Raw genomic sequence first — 3344 nt, forward strand, 5'->3', positions numbered from 1 at the left:
GCGCACCGGCATTTGGCGGCGGCTACATTTTCAAATTATTAGGCAGGGAAACGCAGATCCAGTACGCCTTTGTGACAAAAAAATACAACGCCGACAGCGAACATATTTTTAGCTGGGTAATTGTACTGTAAAATAGCACGCGGATGGACACGGATTGAGCGGATTTCCGCGGATTTTAAAAATTGCGTTTTATGATAGATTCAATGTAAATGCAATTAATAATTTCAGAAAGTATTTGAGGAAAATATGTTAAAGCGAACAATTTTGTTGTTTGGTTTTTTGTTTTTGATGATTCATTTTTCGCAATTGCAAGCTGGCGGGCCTGAAACTACCGGTCTGGCGTTCCTGAAAGTCGGCGCCGGCGCCAGAAGCGTGGGCATGGGAGAAGCCTATTCCGCCGTGGCGACTGATGCCAGCGCTGCTTACTGGAATCCCGCGGGCTTGGCGGCGCAGGGGAGATCTGAGTTTGTTTTTACTCACAATAAATGGCTACAGGAAATTAACAACGAATTTGCCGCGGTGAGTTTTCACATTAAAAGTCACGCTTTCGGCATCAGCGTGATGACGCAAAACATCGGCGGCATCGAGCGGCGCACCGGTCCCACAGAAGAACCTCTGGGGGATTTCAATGCGCACAACGTGATGGCAGGAATTTCCTACGCGCGCTATTTGTCGCACAATTTTGCCGTGGGAATCACTGCCAAGTTTCTTTACGAGAAAATTTATGTGGAAGAGAGCTCCGGCGCTGCGGTAGATATCGGCGTCCGCTATCAAACAAATGTCCCTGGTCTGACGACAGCCTTGGTGCTGCATAATTTTGGATTTGTTTCCGAATTGGAAAACGAATCCAGCAAACTGCCGCGCATGGTTCGTGTGGGCGCAGCCTATTTGCTGCCTCGAGAAATTTTACAGGGCAAAATCACGCTGGCCACGGATGTGGTTCAGGTTTTCGAAGGGACTTCCCATTTCAATCTGGGCGCGGAATATTTGCTGAAAAACATGCTGGCGTTCCGACTTGGTTACCAGAGCGGCTATGCCGATAAAGACATCCACGTTGGCGTGGGATTTTATTTCGGGCGCTACCGGTTAAATTATGCTTTTGTGCCATTTTCCTCTGATTTGGGAAATTCACACCGGATTTCGGTGGTGATTCAGTTGTGAGAAAATACAAGTGCATTCCGTTTTTCAAATGGTGTACACTTGAATTGTTTCATTCGTCAAATAAAATTTTCTTTAAAATCCTTGCCGCCTGTGTCGTCCTTAAATAGTGATTCTCTTGCTAATTCCCGGCGCAATAGCCCACAATAGTAAATAACTATCGAGAAAACAAATCGTAGTGTAGCAATACCAGTCATGAGGATCATTACTCAAAAAAATGACAGTGATCAAGTAATAGAAGCCTTGCAACAATTCTCGCCTGAAAAAGGTGCGCCTCGGTTCAGAAATGGGCGCACTTTCAGCAAATAAACAAATATTCCCTCGAAAAATGTTGACATTTATATCAAGATAAATTATATTGTTAAAACTCAATTTTGATAAACTCAACGGGCGGGACATGGTTACTTTTGCTGACGTGAAACAGGCATACGAACGGATTTCGAAGCACACGAATTGTACGCCTGTCTTGACGTGCAAGACTTTAAACGAAATGGCGGGAGCGCAGCTTTATTTCAAGTGCGAAAATTTTCAGAAGGTTGGTGCTTTCAAATTTCGCGGCGCTACAAATGCAGTTTTTTCCTTAAGCGAAGCTGATGCAAAAAATGGCGTGGTGACTCATTCGTCCGGAAATCACGCAGCAGCATTGGCGCTGGCGGCGAAGAATCGCGGCATTCCGGCGTGGATAGTGATGCCGTCCAATGCGCCGGCAGTGAAAGTCGCTGCTGTGAAACATTACGGAGGCAGAATCACTTTTTGTGAGCCTACGCAAAAAGCGCGCGAGGAGACAGCGGAGAGAATTATTGCCGAGCAGGGCGCGACGTTCATCCATCCGTACAATAATGAAGATGTGATTGCCGGACAGGGAACTGCCGCTCTGGAATTATTGCAGGAAATTCCTGATCTTGATTTTATTTTTGTGCCGGTCGGCGGCGGCGGCCTTTTGAGCGGAACCGCCATTGCTGCCAAGGCATTAAATAAAAACATTCGCGTTTTTGCCGGTGAACCGAAAAATGCGGACGACGCCTATCGTTCTGTCAAAACCGGTAAAATTGTCTTCCCGGAAAATCCGAACACGATTGCTGACGGGCTGAAAACCTCTTTGGGAGAAATCACTTTTCCCATCATTCAGAAGCTTGTGGAAGAAATTGTAGTGGTATCGGAAGAGGAAATCATCTTTGCAATGCGTCTGGTGTTCGAGCGGATGAAAATTGTCATCGAGCCGTCGAGCGCGGTGGCGTTGGCGGCGGTAGTTAAACATGCCGAGAGATTGCGGGTGAAAAAAGTCGGCGTAATTTTTTCAGGGGGAAATGTGGATTTTGAAAGATTTTTCAAATTTTTGAATTCTTGATTTGTAAAGGTGTTGACTAAATAGATTTGTCTGTTAAATTCAAAAAAGAGCTGATTAAAGAGCTGATTCGGTAGGGATAGTTTTATGCAAAAAGCAGTTAAAACAGGCGAGATTGTAATTTATAAAAGCCCACAAGGCCCAGAAATTCAGGTAAAACTTGAAAAAGACAGTGTTTGGATGGATGCTCATTTAATTGCACGGCTTTTTAATGTTAATCGACCCGCCATTGTCAAACACATTAACAATATTTATAAAACAGGGGAATTAGAAAGAAAATCAACCTGTTCCATTTTGGAACAGGTTGCTGCTGATGGTAAAGTTAGAAGGATGAACTTTTACAGTCTGGATTTGATTATTGCCGTTGGCTATCGTGTAAAATCTAAGCAAGGGACTCAATTTCGAATTTGGGCTACAAGAACATTAAAAGAACATTTAATCAAAGGTTATATAGGTTAAATTAAAATGTCATTAGAGATTCTTAATTCTTTAGATTGGAAAAACTTAATAGCTGGCTCATTTATTTCATCTATTGTTGCCTTGCTTGTTTGGATTATTAAAGGATTATATGAATATTATGTTTCAGCTAATGATTTACCATATCCTATTTGGGGTAGTTGGTTTAGTGCCGAATATGATGTGAAAAGTAATGTATCTGATTTTGAAAGAAATTACTATTTGAAAGTCAAAATACGAAGAAGATTATATAAAAAGGTAAAGATTGTTGCTTTGGAATCCGTTGATATTGATCCTCACAAAGTAGAAACTAAATGGGTAGTAAAAGCTAAAATAGTACAAGGAGATACATTAGTTGGTACTTGGAGGAGCATTGTCAAAAATA

General features: G+C 42.6%; 4 protein-coding genes. All 4 read left to right on the forward strand.

Features of this window, described 5'->3' with window-relative positions; translation table 11 throughout:
• Positions 1-246: 246 nt before the first annotated feature.
• Positions 247-1161, forward strand: a complete 915-nt coding sequence (locus GXO74_13040; protein NOZ62589.1) for a UPF0164 family protein — start codon at positions 247-249, stop codon at positions 1159-1161.
• A 394-nt stretch (positions 1162-1555) separates the two neighbouring features.
• Positions 1556-2506 (forward strand): pyridoxal-phosphate dependent enzyme, encoded by a 951-nt coding sequence (locus GXO74_13045; GenBank protein NOZ62590.1) that lies wholly within the window; start codon positions 1556-1558, stop codon positions 2504-2506.
• A gap of 84 nt (positions 2507-2590) precedes the next feature.
• A complete protein-coding gene (locus GXO74_13050; protein ID NOZ62591.1) occupies positions 2591-2962 on the forward strand; it encodes a hypothetical protein in 372 nt (123 codons plus the stop codon).
• A gap of 6 nt (positions 2963-2968) precedes the next feature.
• Positions 2969-3344, forward strand: a 376-nt coding sequence (locus GXO74_13055) for a hypothetical protein (GenBank protein ID NOZ62592.1), incomplete at its 3' end; no start/stop codon positions are given.

This window comes from Calditrichota bacterium (assembly GCA_013152715.1).
Taxonomy (GTDB): domain Bacteria; phylum Zhuqueibacterota; class Zhuqueibacteria; order Thermofontimicrobiales; family Thermofontimicrobiaceae; genus 4484-87.

Excerpts from the sequence above, each read along its gene's own strand:
- GXO74_13040 (NOZ62589.1), top strand. The coding sequence starts at position 247 with ATGTTAAAGCGAACAATTTTGTTGTTTGGTTTTTTGTTTTTGATGATT.
- GXO74_13045 (NOZ62590.1), top strand. The coding sequence starts at position 1,556 with ATGGTTACTTTTGCTGACGTGAAACAGGCATACGAACGGATTTCGAAG.
- GXO74_13050 (NOZ62591.1), top strand. The coding sequence starts at position 2,591 with ATGCAAAAAGCAGTTAAAACAGGCGAGATTGTAATTTATAAAAGCCCA.